The organism is Stenotrophomonas sp. WED208, from assembly GCF_040984485.1.
Lineage (GTDB): Bacteria > Pseudomonadota > Gammaproteobacteria > Xanthomonadales > Xanthomonadaceae > Stenotrophomonas > Stenotrophomonas riyadhensis.
Map to the genome: position 1 here is coordinate 4,138,269 of NZ_JAZARB010000001.1, position 15,476 is coordinate 4,153,744.

Consider the following 15,476-nt stretch of genomic DNA (forward strand, 5'->3'; position numbering starts at 1 on the left):
TGCCGGGACCATAATTGGGGAAGTATAGACAGCCATTCCCAGTTGATTTGCCTGTTTTGAAATCAACCGGCAGGATGTTCTCCTGCAATTCATTCCCCAAGGTTGACGGCCATGGCCACCCGTACCCGCGAACTGGACAAGATCGACCGCAAGATCCTGCGCATCCTGCAGGCCGAGGGCCGCATCTCCTTCACCGAACTGGGTGAGCGGGTCGGCCTGTCAACCACCCCATGCACCGAGCGCGTGCGCCGGCTCGAGCGCGAAGGGGTGATCACCGGCTACCACGCCCACCTCGACCCGGCGGCGGTGAAGGCCAGCCTGCTGGTGTTCGTGGAGATCAGCCTGGCTTACAAGTCCGGTGACATCTTCGAGGAGTTCCGGCGCGCGGCCCTGAAGCTGCCCAACGTGCTGGAGTGCCACCTGGTGTCGGGCGACTTCGATTACCTGCTGAAGGCGCGGATCAGCGAGATGGCCTCCTACCGCAAGCTGCTCGGCAGCACGTTGCTGACGCTGCCGCATGTACGTGAGTCGAAGAGCTACATCGTGATGGAAGAAGTGAAGGAAACGCTGAGCCTGCCGATTCCGGATTGAGGCGCGGCTGCGATTGGGGTCAGAGCCCGCCATGCGGGATCCGACCCCGGTCAGGATTCGGCAAGGGGTCGGATCCCGCGCAGCGGGTTCTGACCCCGGTCATGGCAACCGTCAGCGCTGCTGCGGATGCTTCTGCGAGCGCTGTTCCTGCTGCTTGCCACCCTTGTGCGGCTGCTGCGGCTCCATCTGCTGCTGTTGCTGCTGTTGCTGCTGTTGTTGCTGCGGGTTGCGGCCCTGCGGTTCCTTGCCGGGATGACGGTTCTGCTGGTTTTTCATGATCGCGATCCAATGGACGAAGGACATGCGGCGGCGGAATGCCGACGCACGGTCACGTTGGTCCCGGAACGGTTAATCGCAGGCGAAAAAGCAGTGATCTGCAGCAGGTTGTTTTCGTGCGTTCAGGCCGAACAGCGTGCGCCAGCTGCCAACCTCGGTTGGCACCCGAGATCAGCGCTTGATCTGCTGGCCATCGCCGGCCGGCACGCTGTCGTAATAGCGGCCGGTACGCGAATCAAACACGCGGTTCGGACCGGCCGGGCGCACACCAGGCACGATACGGCCATTGCGGTCGTACACCTTGTCGGCCGGCTTCGGCCCCGGGGTGGGCGCGATCTGGGCGGGGCCGGTGGACTTGATCGGCTGCGCCGGCTGCGGCGAGGGCAGTACCTGCGGCTGCGGGCGGGCGGCCTGCGGCGGCGGTACCACCGGCGCTGGCGCCACGGTGGTCGCACTGCGGGTGGCGGTGGGGTCGGCAGTGGGCACCTGGGCCAGCGCCAACGTGGGCACCAGGGCCATCAACAGCAGGGAAAGGGTCGGTTTCATGTCACGCTCCGGCGTGGATCACATTTACCTTGCGCCTGCACCTGTGTGCCGCCCATGAACGGCCATCACACTTGCAAGGCTGCGCCCGCAGCCCCACGTTTGTCGGCATCCCCAGGCCATCAACCCCACGGAGAGCCGGCATGACTGCCTTCGACCTGACGCCCCCCACCGCCACCCAGACCGAGGCGCTGATCGCCGGCCTCAGCAGCGAAGAGCGCCGCGTGCTGCTGCAGCACGGTACCGAGGCGCCGTTCTGCGGCGTGTTCCTCGACAACAAGCGCGAGGGTGTCTACTGCTGCCGGCTGTGCGCGCTGCCGCTGTTCCGCTCCAGCACCAAGTTCGATTCCGGCACCGGTTGGCCGAGCTTCTTCGCCCCGTTCGACCCGGCACACGTGCGCGAAATCCGCGATACCAGCCACGGCATGGTCCGCACCGAGATCACCTGCGCGCGCTGCGGCAGCCACCTGGGTCACGTTTTCCCGGACGGCCCGCCGCCCACCTACGAGCGCCACTGCCTGAACTCCGTCTCACTTTCGTTCACCGGCAATGGCGAGCCCTGGCCCGACCCGTTGCAGCGTGGCGGCGCCGAAAGCGGCGTGGCGGGCTGAAACACCCCGCTGACCGATTTCACAGAATTCCCTCTTCAGAAAACCGGGCGACGGGCCGACAAGGAGATATCCCCTCTCCTTGCGTCGCCCCATGCTCATCATCGTTGGATTCCTGGTCGTCATCATCAGCGTGATCGGGGGCTACCTCGGTGCCCACGGCCGCCTGGGTGCCCTCTGGCAGCCCTACGAACTGGTCATCATCGGCGGCGCCGCGCTCGGCGCCTTCCTGGTCGGCACCCCGGCCAAGACGGTCAAGCAGACCCTGAAGGCCATGGTCGGCGTGTTCAAGGGCCCGCGCTACAAGCAGCAGGACTACATCGATGTCCTCAGCCTGCTCTATGAACTGCTCAACAAGGCCCGCCGCGAAGGCTTCATGGCGCTGGAAGACCATGTCGAGCGTCCGGCCGAAAGCGCGTTGTTCAGCAACTATCCCAAGGTGCAGGCCGACCACCACCTGATCGACTTCATCACCGACTGCCTGCGCCTGATGATCGGCAGCAACATCGAGCCGCACGAGCTGGAGCCGCTGCTGGAACTGGAGCTGGAAAAGCACCACGCCGAAGCCATGGCACCCTCGCAGGTACTGACCAAGGTGGCCGACGGACTGCCCGGTTTCGGCATCGTTGCGGCGGTGCTGGGCATCGTCATCACCATGGGTTCGATCGGCGGCGACATCGTCGAGGTCGGCGGCCACGTGGCCGGCGCGCTGGTCGGTACCTTCCTGGGCATCCTGCTGGGCTACGGTTTCGTCGGCCCGATGGCAGCCGCCATGGAAGCGCGCGCCGAGCAGGACAGCCGCATCTACGAATCGGTGAAGACCGCCCTGCTGGCCTGCCTGCGTGGCTACAACCCGAAGATCGCGCTGGAATTCGCCCGCAAGACGCTGCCGTCGAACGTGCGCCCGGCCTTCTCCGATTTCGAGCAGCACCTGAAGACGGTCAAGTAAGCCATGGCCGAGACCAAGCCCACTGTCATCGTCCGCCGGGTCAAGAAGGCCGGCCACGCCGCCCATCATGGCGGTTCGTGGAAGGTGGCCTATGCCGACTTCGTGACCGCGATGATGGCGTTCTTCCTGGTGCTGTGGCTGATGGCCACCACCAACAAGAACGACCGTGCGGCCATTTCCGAGTACTTCCGCAACCCCAGCCCGCTGAGCGGGCAGAACGCCACGCCGGCGCCCGGCATGGCCGGCCCGGGTGGCGCCAGCACCTCGATGATCAAGCTCGGTGGCGCCACCGACATCTCGCGGGGCAGCAGCAACGATCCCTTCCAGAACCAGAAGGAAGCGGTGCCGCAGCCGGTGGACCAGCAGCAGCGCGACAAGCAGCAGCTGGAAGCGCTGATGAAGGAACTGCAGGAGGCGATCAGCAAGAGCCAGGCGCTGGAGCCGTTCAAGGACCAGCTGCTGCTGGACCTGACCCCGGAAGGCCTGCGCATCCAGATCGTGGACAAGCAGAACCGGCCGATGTTCGACCTCGGCAGCGCCACGCTGAAGCCGTACACGCAACAGATCCTGCACGAGCTGGCCAACTACCTGAACCACGTGCCGAACCGGATCAGCCTGACCGGCCACACCGACATCACCGCCTATTCGGCCGCGCGCGGCTACGGCAACTGGGAACTGAGCGCCGATCGTGCCAACGCTGCACGGCGGGCACTGGTGGACGGCGGCCTGGAGGACAACAAGATCACCCGCGTGGTCGGCCTGTCTTCGTCGGTCCTGTTCGACAAGGCCGACCCGCAGAACCCGATCAACCGACGCATCAGCATCGTGGTGATGACCCAGGCCGCCGAAGCAGCCGCCCTGGCCGGTGCCGGCCCGCAGGTGGGGCTGTCGGCCCCCGCCGCCGACCCGGACGTGCAGGCCGCGCAGGGTCCGGCAAAGTAAACGGTGGGTGCGGACCTTGGTCCGCACATCGGGCACAGAGCGTGCGGACCAAGGTCCGCACCCACCAAGGCCATGCCCGGCGAGCGCACCCTGCAGCACCCGCTACAATGGCGGTCTTTCCGTTTCCAGGTGACCCCACCCCATGTCCCAGAACTCCAAGGCCAAGCGCGACAAGCGCAAGAAGCAGCAGGCCAAGCGCCCGTTCCTCCGCCTGAACGCCCAGCAGCAGGTGCAGAACCATGCCGTGCTGACCAACGAAGACGGCCAGGTGGTCGCGGCCATCGGCCTGCAGGGCCGTGAGTGGCTGCTGGCCATCGGCGGCCAGACCATGGGCAATGCCGAGAACCCGGTGCCGATGCTGGCCATGCTCAAGCACCTGGCCAACGTGCAGGAGAAGGAAGGCCGCAAGGTCAACCTGGAGTACTCCGAGCTGCTGCAGAAGCTGCTGGACACCCTGGCTGCCGACGCTGGCCAGACCGCTGACGAGTACCTGGACAAGCTGGTCGCCGAGTTCGAAGGCGTCGACGCTGCTGAGGGCGAGGAAGGCGAAGCCGCCGAGGGCGACGTGGCCGAAGACGCCGCTGCCGAGGCCGCTCCGGCTGCTGACAGCGACAGCAAGCCGCAGGCCTGAACCGGCCGCGGCGGTGACGGTCTACGTCGATGACGCGGTGCATCCCTGGCGCGGCCAGCGCTGGGCGCACCTGATGGCCGACACCCTGGCCGAGCTGCACGCGATGGCGGCGCAGCTCGGCATTCCCCCGCGGGCCTTCCAGAACAAGGCCAGCGGCGCCCACTACGATGTCACCGCCGAGCTGCGCGCGCAGGCAATCGCGCTCGGTGCGCGGGCCATTTCCCGGCACGCCGACCGCGAACTGGTCAAAGCAGTGATCGCCAACGCCAGGGCGCAATACCGGCCGTAGGCAGTGGCGGGGGGCTACCGCTTGCTGTGCTGGGTGGGGCTACCACTTCCTATGGTGGGTGCGGACCTTGGTCCGCACATCAGGCACGGGGCATGCCAACCAAGGTTGGCATCCACCCATAGGCGGGCTCCGCACCCACCTGCCCCGCTCAGAACGGGTCGCTGCCCAGCCGGATTTCCACGTTCAGCAGCGAGCACAGCGCCAGCATCGCGTCATCGTCGCGGGTCAGCGCCATCACGCCGGTGAAGCCGTCGCTGCCGGCATCCACGCTCCACAGCGTGTAATTGTGCTCGCGCAGGCGGTCGAAGGCGGTGGACATCAGCTGCACGCCGTCCAGGTCTTCGGCGAAGTCCTCGTCGTCCAGGTCGCCGCCCCAGTCCAGCTGCAGGTTGAAGCGCGCCGACAGCTCGTTCACCGCCGACTGCAGCGATTCCAGGTCATCTCGTTCCACCTCGAAACCGGACTGCCAGGCAATGGCCGTGAACAGCGCCGGCAGCCAGTCACTGTCCGCTTCCAGCGGCTGCCCGTCCTCGGACAGGTGCTCGCGCCAGCGGTTGAACTGCTGCAGGGCCAGTTCCTCGTCACCCGGATTGATCAGCACCAGCAGGTTCCAGACCCGCGCCTCGAAGCCGTCTTCGTCGAAGTCGTGGATGTCTTCCTCGAAGTCGAAATAGTCGCTGTTGTCGGGCATGGCGGAACTTCCTCTGGGGCAGGCCGGCATTCTACGGTTTATCCTGTGCCGCTGAAGCCGGCCTTGGTGGCCGTCACTGTGAATGAAGCGATGAGCGATACCCCTCCCGACCACCTGGCGATCAACCCGGCCAGCCCCTTCCATGATGCACAGGCGCTGGAGCGCGGCGTTGGCGTGCGTTTCAACGACGTCGAGCGCGACAACGTCGAGGAATACTCGGTCAGCGAAGGCTGGATCCGCGTGCAGGCCGGCAAGGCCCGCGACCGCCGCGGCAACCCGATGACCATCAAGGTCAAGGGCAAGGTCGAGGTGTATTTCCTGGAAACGAAGCCGGAATAAGCGCGGCTCTCGGATCCTGGGGTCAGATCCCTTTCCCGCGGAAAGGGATCTGACCCCGATCGACGGCGCCCGACCGCAGCGTCACTCGCGCTTGCGCGATTCCAGCAGATCCAGGTTGCGGATCAGGCGCCGCGAGATCTCATCGGAGATCACCCCGCGCCGGGTCAGCCGGAACAGCTCTTCGCGCTCGGCATTCAGGCCGGCGCTGCGCAGCTGGCGGTAGCCCAGCTCCATGCGCCGCACCTTCTCCGGGTCCACGTCGGGCCCGTCGCTGTCTTTCTCCAGGTGCCGCTGGTACAGCAGGCTCACCCGCGAGGCGGCGTCGTTGTACAGCTGCACGTTCTCGGTGTTCTGGTTCATCACCATCTGCTGGCGCATGCGCTCGACACCGGCCAGTGCGGCCTTCGACGACAACCGGCGCGCCAGGTCCTCCTCCTTGCGCTCGCCCGAATCGGCCGGCAGCTGCAGGCCCTTCAGCAGCTGCGGCAGTGCGATGCTGGCGCCCAGCAGCGAGAACAGGATCACCGAGGCGGCCAGGAAGATCACCAGGTCACGTGCTGGGAACGCACTGCCATCGGGCAGGAACAGCGGCAGGGTCAACACACCGGCCAGGGTGATCGCACCGCGCACACCCGCCACCGAGGTCGCCACCACGATGCGCCAGTTCGGTGCCTCGCCCCGCTCCAGGCCGCGACGACGCGCGCGCAGCAGGTTCCAGCGCAGCGACAGCCACACCCACAGCAGGCGCAGCACCACCAGTGCCAGGTTGATCACCACCACATAGACCAGCAGCCACCATGCACTCTGGTGGCCGGTCTCGTTCATGGTGGTGGTGGCGCGTTCGACGATGCCGGGCAGCTGCTCGCCCAGCAGCACGAACATGATGCCGTTGAAGCTGAACTGCAGCATGTTCCAGACCCCGGCGCGCTGTACGCGCATGCTGCCGGAGACACGGCCGGTCAGCTCGACATAGCTCATCGCGATGCCGGCAGCGACCGCGGCAAGGATGCCCGAGGCATGGATTTCTTCGGCCAACAGATAGGCTGCGAACGGAATCAGCAGGTTGACCAGCATCGCCGCGCCCGGCTCTTCGCCGAAGCGGCGCCACAGCCAGCGCTGGAAGGTCGACACGCCCAGCGTCACCGCCACGCCCACGGCGAGGCCGGCCACCGCCACCCACACGAAGGTCAGCGAGGCGGTGGCCAGCGAGAAGGTGCCGGTCATCACCGCCGCCACCGCGAAGCGGAAGCAGACCAGGCCCGAGGCATCATTCAGCAGCGACTCGCCTTCCAGGATGTGCATCAGGCGCTTGGGAATCGGCGCCTTGGAGGCGATCGCCCCGACCGCCACCGGGTCGGTCGGCGACACGATGGCCGCCAGTGCGAAGCACACCGCCAGCGGCATCACCGGAATCAACCAGTGGATGAGGAAGCCGGCGCCGATGACGGTGAACACCACCAGGCCGAACGCCAGCTCGAGGATCGCCCCCTTGTCGCGGAACAGGCCCTGCTTGGGAATGCGCCAGCCATCGAGGAACAGCAGCGGTGGCAGGAACAGCAGGAAGAACACCTCCGGTTCCAGCGCATGGCCGCGGTTGAACACGCCGGCGATCACCGCGCCCAGGCCGATCTGCACCAGCGGCAGCGGCAACGAGAACGGCAGGACGCGAACCAGGTAGCCGCTGGCGACAACGGCCACCAGCATCGCCAGGACGACTTCAATGGTATGCATGCTTCTTCCAGGAAGCGGCGCGCGGGGAGGCTCGCAAGCCAGCGCCGGAAACCCGGGAAAAACTACCACACGCGGCCACGACCGCGACGGCCTCAGCCGCCGCGCGTCAGCCCCGGCTCATGCCCCGTCGAAGCGGTACAGGTCCATGGCCAAGAAGCCGGCATCGATACCGGCGTCGATGCGGCGTGCGCCGAAACCGCCCTCGCCGGCCGCGCCCATCGCGAAGAACAGCGGCAGCAGGTGCTCATCGGTCGGGTGCGCGCGTTCGGCGAACGGCGCCTGCCGGCGGTAATCGAACAGGGCCTGGCGGTCATCGGCGGCCAGGCGCTGCTCCACCCATTCGATGAAGGGCCGTACGTACGGCGCCTCCTTGCCGTCCTGGTAGTCGCCCCAGTCGTGCAGGTTGTGGGTGATGCTGCCCGAGCCGACCAGCAGCACGCCCTGCTCGCGCAGCGGCGCCAGCGCGCGGCCCAGCGCGAACTGGTGCTCGGGGCCGAGCAGCGGCTGGATCGACAGCGGCACCACCGGGATGTCGGCCTGCGGGCGCAGCAGCCGCAGCGGCACCCACGCACCGTGGTCGAGGCCACGCTGCGGGTCGAGCGCCACCGGCAGGCCGGTGGCGGCGATGCGGCCGGCCACCTCTTCCGCCAGCGCCGGATCGCCCGGCGCCGGGTACTGCAGTTCAAACAGCGCGCGCGGGAAGCCGCCGAAGTCGTGGATGGTCGGTGGCTGCGGATGCGCGCCGACCAGCGGCTGCCGGCCCAGCCAGTGCGCCGAGGCCATCACGATGGCGCGTGGCGTCGGCAGGTCGCGCGCCAGCTCGGCCAGGCGCACGCCGACCTGGCCCGGATGCAGGGCGGTCATCGGCGAACCATGCGAGATGTACAGCGAAGGCAGGCGGGACATGGAATTCTCCAGTTGCAGGGTCAGGCGGCGATCAGCGCGAACGCAGGGTCCACTTGCCGTCGCCGACCAGGAACAGCACTACCAGCGCCAGTGCCCAGAACGCCGGGTATTCCCAGCCGCCGCCGGCATTGGCGAAACCGAAGCCGTTGGCACCATGCACGGTGACGATGGTGCCCAGCAGCAGCGGCACGCCGACCAGGCCCACCCAGCGCGCGTAGATGCCCAGCAGGAGCGCGACGGTGATCACCAGCTCGACGCCGATGGTGAGGTAGCCGAGCACGCCGGGCAGGCCCAGCGACTCGAAGAACGCCGCCGTACCGGCCGGGGTGAATACCAGCAGCTTGGTCAGCGCATGGACCAGGAACAGCACGCCCAGCGCCAGGCGCAGCAGGGTGGCGCCGTACGGGGCCAGCGGCGAAACAGGAGCGGTCGTGGTGTGCATGGGGAAACACCTTGAAGGGAGTGGGCACAGGTTATTGCGCCTTCGCGTGCCAATAAATACGATGGATTGACCGTATTTATTTCAAAAGGCGCAACAATGGACACCCTCGAGGCGATGCGCGTGTTCGTGGCGGTGGTCGAGCGCAACGGCTTCAGTGCCGCCGCCCAGGCCCTGGACATGTCCACTGCCGGCGTCACCCGCCAGGTCGCCGCGCTGGAAAAGCGCCTGTCCACCCGCCTGCTCCACCGCACCACGCGGCGGGTCAGCCCGACCAGCGCCGGCGCCGCCTACTACGCCCAGTGCGTGCGCCTGCTGGCCGAGTTCGACGCGCTGGAAGCCAGTATCGGCGCACAGGCGCTGGAGCCCTCCGGCACGCTGCGCATCAACGCACCGGTCAGCTGGGGCATCGCCCGCCTCGGCCCGCGGCTGGCCAGCTACCGCGAACGCTACCCGCAGGTGGAACTGGACCTGGCCCTGTCCGACCGCCTGGTGGACATGGTCGAGGAAGGCTACGACGTGGCCATCCGCATCACCCGCGAGCCGGGCCCTACCCTGATCGCCCGCCGCCTGGGCGAATCGCGGGTGAGCCTGTGCGCCGCGCCGGCCTACCTGGCCGCACGCGGCACACCACAGACGCCACAGGAGCTGCAGGCCCACGCCTGCCTGAGCTACAGCTACTGGGCCGCTGGCGACCATTGGCCACTGCAGGGACCGGGCGGCGAAGTGAAGGTCTCGGTGAGCAGCCTGCTGCACGCCAACAACGGCGACGTGCTGCGCGAAGCGGCGATCGCCGGCATGGGCGTGATCCTGCAGCCCGATTTCCTGCTGGAAGACGCACTGGCCGATGGCCGCCTGGTGCGCGTCCTGCCCGAGTGGGAGGCCTCGCCGATCGGCATCTTCGCGGTCTATACCAGCCGCAGCCACCTGGCACCGAAGGTGCGCAGTTTCATCGACCACTTGGTGGATGCGGGGGTGTAGCCGAGTCTGGCGCTTGCCGGTAGTGCCGGCCGCTGGCCGGCAATCAGACACATCCCGGTCCTGGGCGAATGCCGGCCAGCGGCCGGCACTACCACTTAGGCGGCAACCTCATCCAGCGCGTCGATGATCTGTTCCAGCGGCGCCGGCCGGCCCAGCAGGTAGCCCTGCACCTGGTCGCAGCCATGCGCAGCCAGCCAGTCCAGCTGTCCGGGCGTCTCCACGCCTTCGGCGATGATGGTCAGGCCCATGCTGTGGCCCAGTGACAGCAGCGCACGGCAGATCGAGGCATTGCGCGGGTTGGTTTCCACATCCGCCACGAAGCTGCGATCGATCTTCAGGATGTCCAGCGGCAGGTGCTGCAGGTAGGACATGCTGGAATAGCCGGTACCGAAATCATCCAGCGACACACTGATGCCCTGCTCGTGCAGGCGCTGCATGGTCTGCATCGCCTGCGCCGGCTTGCGCATCAGGCTGCTCTCGGTCAGTTCCACGTGCAGCGCGCCACGGGCCAGGCCGAAGTCCTGCTGGGCACGGGTGAACTCGGCCACCAGGTCGCTGTTGAAGAACTGCACGGCAGACACATTGACTGCGATCGGCAGCTCACCCCAACCGGCCTCGACCAGCCGCCGCTGCGCCTTCGCCGCGGCGCGGATCACCCAGCGGCCCAGCGCCAGGATCAGCCCGGTGTCCTCGCACAGCTGGATGAACTCGTTGGGCGGGATGAAGCTGCCATCGGCCTGCGGCCAGCGCAGCAGGGCCTCCAGCGCCGCCGGGCTGCCATCGCTGGCGTGCCGGATCGGCTGGAAGTACAGCTGGAACTCGTTGTCGATGGCGGCGTGGATGCGCCCCGCCAGGCGCAGGCGATCGGCCAGCCGCGTGGTCACCGCCGCATCGAACCAGACCACCACGTTGCCCTCGGCGCGCGCGGCATGCGCGGCCTGTGCGGCCATGCCGATCACCTGCTCGGCCGAGTGGCCATCACCCGGCACATGCACGGCCACACCGATGCGCGGCTCGAACTGGTGCAGCGAATCCTTGCCGCGCATCGGCGCCGATACGATCTGCAGCAGGTCGTCCAGCACGCGCTGGGTATCGTGGCCGGCACCGATGGCGAACACGAAGTCCTCCGCTGGCTGGAACGCCAGCGTGCCACAACGCGCACCGAGGCCACCGAGCCGGGTCGCCATCGACTGCAGCACCGCGTCGCCGATCTCGCGGCCCAGCGTATCGGCCACCAGCTGCAACCCACGCAGCTGCACGAAGGCGATGGTGTAGCCCTCGTCCTGCTCGTCCAGCTGCTCGGTCAACGCGCGCACGTTGAGCAGGCCGGTGGCTGGGTTGTGCCGCGCCTGGTAGGCCAGGTCACGCTCGTAGGCCAACCGTTCGCTGACATCCTCGGCCAGCACCAGGCACGCCGGCTGGCCATCGAAATCGAGCCGGGACAGATGTGCGCGCACTTCGAACACGCTGCCGTCCTTGCGCCGGTGCAGGCGCACGGTGGCGTCCTGCAGTTCACCGACGCGGGCCTTGGCGATTGCGCCCTTGACCTCGTCCCAGCCTTCGCGCGGGCGGATGTCGAGGATGCTCATCGCCAGGAATTCCTCGCGGCTGTAGCCGTACTGGCGCACTGCGGCGTCGTTGACCTCGATGAAGCGCAGCGTGTCCGGATCGAACACCCAGAACGGCGCCGGGTTGCGGTCGAACAGCAGGCGGAAGCGACGCTCCACTTCGCTCATCTGCTCGCGGGCCTGGTAGCGCTCGGTCAGATCGCTCAGCGCGCCGATCATGCGCCGCTCGCTGTCGGCCATTTCCACCCGCTGCCCACGCGCACCCACCCAGCGCACCTCGCCACCGCGCAGCACCAGGCGGAACACCTGGTCGAGCACCGCGCCACCGGCAAAGGCCTGGTCGAAGGCATGCTGCAGGCGCGCCGCATCATCGCGATGCACGCGCGCGAAGAAATCCGCCACCGGCAGCGCATCGGTCTGCACACCGAAGATCTCGCGCGCCAGCGGCGACCAGCGCAGCAGCGCGGCGTCTTCGTCCACATACCACGTGCAGATGCGGCCCACCTGGTGGGCCAGGCGCAGCTCGGCGTGGCCCGCCTTCAGCTCCTCGGCCATCGACTGCTGGTGGCGGGTGCTGCGACGTACGGCGTACAGCAGCACCAGCAGCACCACGATGTAGGCCAGTACGATCGCCACCGACGCCTGCAGGTACGGCCACCAGGGTGCCAGCACGTCCTCATCGGCCAACCCGACCTGCACCGCCAGCGGGCTGCGCTCCAGCGTGCTGATGGTGATGATGCGGGGCACGCCATCCACCGCGCCCGGCAGGCTGCCCAGCTCGACCACCGCCTGCTTGCCGAGCAGATCGCGGCGCGGCAGGTCGTAGCGACGGCCGACCGTACCATGCGGGTCCGGCACGCGGGCCAGCATGTAACCTTCGGCATCGCTGATCGAGACCAGTCCGTTCGGACCGACATCGAGGCCACCGATGATGCGCTGCAGCTCACCGCAGCGCAGCCGTGCCAGCAGCCAGCGGTCGCCGGCCATCGGCAGCGCCAGCGGCACCACCCAGCCGTCATCGCTGGCACGCTGCGGCGGGCCGATGTACAGCGCGCTGCCCTGGCCACGGCGTTGCGGATCGGTCCACAGCGGCAGGTTCAGATCGCCCCTGCCGGCGGTGATCGAGCGACCATGGCGATCGAGCACGACGATGCTGTGCAGCTCGGCATGGCGGCGCAGCACGCCATCGATCGAAGCATCCAGCAGCGCCGGGGCCTGTGCGGGCACGCTGCGGAACAGTTCGGCGGCGTCGGCGGCGATGCCGGACATCGCCCGCTCCAGGTTGCGCAGTTCCAGTGCCAGCAGGCGCTCGCTGCCCACCGCCAGCGCGCGGCTCTGCCGCTGCGCGGCCTCCAGCCGGCGCTGGTGGTCGTTGATCAGCATGGTGGTCAGGCCGGCCACCAGCAACACGCCCAGCAGCACCCCGCCCCAGGTAATGGCGCGCAGTGGCCGGGCCAACGCCCGCTTCAGCGCGGGCATCGGTCGATCTTCCTTGTGCAGTCGGCTGGCTTCATGCGCGAACGAATCCTCCACGTCCCCGACCTCAACGGCCGGCGGACGCCATTCTTGACGCCTGACCCGCCCCCGCATGGCCACCTCCCCGTGTCCGCGCAGGGCTCCCGGGACCAGCATGCACCACACCGGAGACGGCGTGAAGATCGGTTCCGCGCGTTCAGCCAGATCCTGCACAGGGCAGGCCACGCCGCGGGGCCGCCAGACGGGCCGGGGCGGATTAGACTTGGTGTTTTCCGCTGCAAGAGAAGTCCATGTCCAAGCTGCGCCGTCCCACCCTGGCACTGGCCATCGTTGCCAGCCTGTCCCTGGCCGCCTGCGACCGTCCGGCCGAACCGTCGGCCGGCACCGCCACGCCGGCCGACGCCGCGCCCGCTGCGGCCAAGCCGATGCTGGGCAGCTTCGGCTTCGATGCCAGCGGCATGGACCGCAGCATTGCCGCCGGCGATGATTTCTTTGGTTTCGCCAACGGCACCTGGGTCAAGAACACCGAGATCCCGGCCGATCGTTCGCGTTTCGGCAGCTTCAACGTCATCGCCGAGAAGACCCTGGCCGACACCCGCGCGATCCTCGAAGGCGCCGCCGGCAACACCCAGGCCAGCGGTGACGACAAGCTGATCGGCGACTACTACGCCGCCTACATGGACGAAGCCGGCATCGAGCAGCACGGCATCGCGCCGGTGCAGCCGCAGCTGAAGGCGATCGAGACCATCGCCGACAAGGCCGGCCTGGCGCGTGCCCTCGGCGGCGAGATGCGCGCCGACGTCGACCTGCTCAATGCCACCAACTTCTACACCGACCGCCTGTTCGGCCTGTGGGTCTCAGTCGACATGCTGCAGCCGGACCGCACCGCGCCCTACCTGGTGCAGGGTGGCCTGGGCATGCCGGACCGTGACTTCTACCTGGGCGGCGGCCGCATGGCCGAACTGCGCAAGCAGTACCAGGCCTATGTCGCGCAGATGCTGCAGCTGGCCGGCGTTGCCGATCCGGCCGGCAAGGCGCAGCGCATCCTCGCGCTGGAAACCAAGATCGCGCAGGCGCACGCCACCCAGGAAGAAACCAACGACGTGACCAAGGGTGCCAACCCCTGGACCCAGGCCGACTTCAATGCCAAGGCGCCGGGCATGGACTGGAACGCCTTCCTTGATGCGGCCGCGCTGGGCAACCAGCAGGACTTCATCGTGTGGCAGCCCAAGGCCGTGGCCGGCCTGTCCAAGCTGGTCGCCACCGAGCCACTGGAGGTGTGGAAGGACTACCTGGCCTTCCACGCGCTGGACCGCGCCGCCGCCTACCTGCCGAAGAAGTTCGCCGACGCCCGCTTCGCCTTCCATGGCACCGCGCTGAGCGGCACGCCGCAGCAGAGCGACCGCTGGAAGCGTGCCGTCGATGACGCCAACCACGCGATCGGCGAAGCGATCGGCAAGCGCTACGTCGAAAAGCACTTCGACGCCAAGACCAAGGAGCGCGCGGACGAGATGGCGAAGAACATCATCGCCGCCTTCGCCAAGCGCATCGATGCGCTGTCGTGGATGTCGCCACAGACCAAGGCGCATGCCAAGGCCAAGGTGACCGGCCTGACCGTGGGCATGGGCTACCCGGAGAAGTGGCGCGACTACACCGGCCTGGAGATCCGCCGCGATGACGCACTGGGCAACGCACAGCGCGCCGAGCTGTTCGAGTACCAGCGCAACATCGCCAAGCTGGGCAAGCCGGTCGAGCACACCGAATGGGCGATGCTGCCGCAGACCATCAACGCGATGAACGTGCCGCTGGAAAACCGCCTGGTGTTCCCGGCCGCGATCCTGCAGCCACCGTTCTTCGACGGCGCCGCCGACGACGCGGTGAACTACGGTGCGATCGGCGCCGTGATCGGCCACGAGATCAGCCACGGCTTCGACAATGCCGGTGCGCTGTTCGACGAGACCGGCAAGCTGCACAACTGGTGGACCGCTGAGGACCTGAAGCAGTTCAACGCCGCCGGTGACGCGCTGGCCGCACAGTTCAGCAGCTACGAACCGTTCCCGGGCGTGCACGTGAACGGCAAGCTGACCCTGGGCGAGAACATCGCCGACGTGGCCGGCCTGGGTACCGCCTACGACGCTTACCAGCTGTCGCTGCAGGGCAAGCCGGGCCAGACCCTGGAAGGCTTCACGCCGGACCAGCGCTTCTTCCTCGGCTTCGCCCAGGCCTGGCGCAGCAAGAGCCGCGAGCAGGCGCTGCGCAATTCGCTGCTGACCGATGTGCATGCACCGGGCCAGTTCCGCGCACTGACCGTACGCAACATCGACGCCTGGTACCCGGCGTTCGAAGTGAAGGAAGGCCAGAAGCTGTACCTGGCCCCGGACAAGCGGGTCAAGGTGTGGTGATGTAACCGGAACGGGCGCCGCAAGGCGCCCGTTTCATTTCCCGGTAGCTGCCAACCTTGGTTGGCACATGCCTCGCCCTGGTAGCTGCCAACCTTGGTCGGCACATGCCCCGGC

The 15,476-nt window shown here is 67.7% G+C and carries 16 protein-coding genes; 9 read left to right on the forward strand and 7 right to left on the reverse strand.

Features of this window, described 5'->3' with window-relative positions:
* The first annotated feature begins 111 nt into the window (after positions 1–111).
* On the forward strand, positions 112–591 hold the full coding sequence (locus VPH47_RS18870) for a winged helix-turn-helix transcriptional regulator (RefSeq protein WP_005407919.1): 480 nt from the start codon (positions 112–114) through the stop codon (positions 589–591).
* A 111-nt stretch (positions 592–702) separates the two neighbouring features.
* On the opposite strand, the gene VPH47_RS18875 is transcribed toward VPH47_RS18870, so the two are convergent.
* Together VPH47_RS18875 and VPH47_RS18880 are read right to left on the reverse strand one after the other, a co-directional pair.
* Entirely contained in the window at positions 703–867 is a 165-nt protein-coding gene (locus VPH47_RS18875; protein WP_204303703.1) for a hypothetical protein, read from the reverse strand.
* A 171-nt stretch (positions 868–1,038) separates the two neighbouring features.
* Positions 1,039–1,413, reverse strand: a complete 375-nt coding sequence (locus tag VPH47_RS18880) for a classical arabinogalactan protein 4 (protein WP_110710932.1) — start codon at positions 1,411–1,413, stop codon at positions 1,039–1,041.
* A 140-nt stretch (positions 1,414–1,553) separates the two neighbouring features.
* On the opposite strand from VPH47_RS18880, the gene msrB reads away from it, so the two are divergent.
* The 5 genes from msrB (at position 1,554) to VPH47_RS18905 (ending at position 4,829) form a co-directional block, all read left to right on the forward strand.
* Positions 1,554–2,021, forward strand: a complete 468-nt coding sequence (gene msrB, locus VPH47_RS18885) for a peptide-methionine (R)-S-oxide reductase MsrB (protein ID WP_005415117.1) — start codon at positions 1,554–1,556, stop codon at positions 2,019–2,021.
* 91 nt (positions 2,022–2,112) lie between these two features.
* On the forward strand, positions 2,113–2,967 hold the full coding sequence (gene motA, locus VPH47_RS18890; protein WP_014035838.1) for a flagellar motor stator protein MotA: 855 nt from the start codon (positions 2,113–2,115) through the stop codon (positions 2,965–2,967).
* A gap of 3 nt (positions 2,968–2,970) precedes the next feature.
* Entirely contained in the window at positions 2,971–3,909 is a 939-nt protein-coding gene (gene motB / locus VPH47_RS18895) for a flagellar motor protein MotB (protein ID WP_368851477.1), read from the forward strand.
* A 142-nt stretch (positions 3,910–4,051) separates the two neighbouring features.
* Positions 4,052–4,540, forward strand: a complete 489-nt coding sequence (locus VPH47_RS18900; protein WP_153856207.1) for a hypothetical protein — start codon at positions 4,052–4,054, stop codon at positions 4,538–4,540.
* A gap of 13 nt (positions 4,541–4,553) precedes the next feature.
* A complete protein-coding gene (locus VPH47_RS18905) occupies positions 4,554–4,829 on the forward strand; it encodes a DUF4031 domain-containing protein (RefSeq protein ID WP_004153991.1) in 276 nt (91 codons plus the stop codon).
* Positions 4,830–4,977: 148 nt separating this feature from the next.
* Here the strand turns inward: VPH47_RS18905 and VPH47_RS18910 are convergent, their stop codons facing one another.
* The gene (locus VPH47_RS18910) at positions 4,978–5,520 is read right to left on the reverse strand and encodes a hypothetical protein (protein WP_049398337.1); all 543 of its coding nucleotides are present in this window, start codon (positions 5,518–5,520) and stop codon (positions 4,978–4,980) included.
* A gap of 90 nt (positions 5,521–5,610) precedes the next feature.
* On the opposite strand from VPH47_RS18910, the gene VPH47_RS18915 reads away from it, so the two are divergent.
* A complete protein-coding gene (locus VPH47_RS18915) occupies positions 5,611–5,859 on the forward strand; it encodes a DUF3297 family protein (RefSeq protein ID WP_049456360.1) in 249 nt (82 codons plus the stop codon).
* 81 nt (positions 5,860–5,940) lie between these two features.
* On the opposite strand, the gene VPH47_RS18920 is transcribed toward VPH47_RS18915, so the two are convergent.
* The 3 genes from VPH47_RS18920 to VPH47_RS18930 all read right to left on the reverse strand — a co-directional run bounded on the left by VPH47_RS18920 (position 5,941) and on the right by VPH47_RS18930 (position 8,938).
* Positions 5,941–7,590, reverse strand: a complete 1,650-nt coding sequence (locus tag VPH47_RS18920) for a Na+/H+ antiporter (protein ID WP_110710929.1) — start codon at positions 7,588–7,590, stop codon at positions 5,941–5,943.
* Positions 7,591–7,707: 117 nt separating this feature from the next.
* Positions 7,708–8,496, reverse strand: a complete 789-nt coding sequence (locus VPH47_RS18925; protein WP_350259822.1) for a class III extradiol ring-cleavage dioxygenase — start codon at positions 8,494–8,496, stop codon at positions 7,708–7,710.
* A gap of 31 nt (positions 8,497–8,527) precedes the next feature.
* Entirely contained in the window at positions 8,528–8,938 is a 411-nt protein-coding gene (locus tag VPH47_RS18930) for a DoxX family protein (RefSeq protein ID WP_075675478.1), read from the reverse strand.
* A gap of 96 nt (positions 8,939–9,034) precedes the next feature.
* On the opposite strand from VPH47_RS18930, the gene VPH47_RS18935 reads away from it, so the two are divergent.
* Positions 9,035–9,916, forward strand: a complete 882-nt coding sequence (locus VPH47_RS18935; protein ID WP_368851478.1) for a LysR family transcriptional regulator — start codon at positions 9,035–9,037, stop codon at positions 9,914–9,916.
* 95 nt (positions 9,917–10,011) lie between these two features.
* Here VPH47_RS18935 and VPH47_RS18940 read toward each other — a convergent pair whose 3' ends face one another.
* Positions 10,012–13,074, reverse strand: coding sequence for an EAL domain-containing protein (locus VPH47_RS18940; protein WP_368851606.1), 3,063 nt, complete (start codon positions 13,072–13,074; stop codon positions 10,012–10,014).
* A 176-nt stretch (positions 13,075–13,250) separates the two neighbouring features.
* Between VPH47_RS18940 and VPH47_RS18945 the strand changes: the two genes are divergently transcribed.
* Positions 13,251–15,362: a M13 family metallopeptidase gene (locus VPH47_RS18945; protein ID WP_153856204.1), complete on the forward strand. Its 2,112-nt coding sequence runs from the start codon at positions 13,251–13,253 to the stop codon at positions 15,360–15,362.
* Positions 15,363–15,476: the final 114 nt, after the last annotated feature.